This window comes from Vibrio sp. OPT24 (assembly GCF_015163545.1).
GTDB classification, from domain to species: Bacteria; Pseudomonadota; Gammaproteobacteria; order Enterobacterales; family Vibrionaceae; genus Vibrio; species Vibrio cyclitrophicus.
The window spans coordinates 1-341 of sequence record NZ_JADDYI010000034.1 but is presented as its reverse complement, the minus strand read 5'-3'; the positions used below and the strand labels follow the sequence as shown (position 1 = coordinate 341).

The following is a 341-nucleotide window of genomic DNA, read 5'->3' as shown; positions in this document are numbered from 1 at the left end:
TTTGCTGCGGTCGTGGCGGAATTGGTAGACGCACCAGATTTAGGTTCTGGCGCCGAGAGGTGTGAGAGTTCAAGTCTCTCCGACCGCACCATTATTTAATAATGAATCTATTAGATTTATTATGGCTACTTAGCTCAGTTGGTTAGAGCACATCACTCATAATGATGGGGTCGCAGGTTCAAATCCCGCAGTAGCCACCACTTATACAACGTCTTATTGAAGCACCAATATTCGATATGACTATAAAGATTTGCTGCGGTCGTGGCGGAATTGGTAGACGCACCAGATTTAGGTTCTGGCGCCGAGAGGTGTGAGAGTTCAAGTCTCTCCGACCGCACCAT

The 341-nt window shown here is 47.2% G+C and carries 3 tRNA genes; all 3 read left to right on the top strand.

Annotated features, from left to right (window positions below):
• Positions 1 to 6: 6 nt before the first annotated feature.
• A tRNA-Leu gene (locus IQO02_RS08495) sits at positions 7 to 91 on the top strand.
• 32 nt (positions 92 to 123) lie between these two features.
• Positions 124 to 200: transfer RNA gene (locus IQO02_RS08490), tRNA-Met, on the top strand.
• 55 nt (positions 201 to 255) lie between these two features.
• Positions 256 to 340 (top strand) — tRNA-Leu (locus IQO02_RS08485).
• Position 341: the final 1 nt, after the last annotated feature.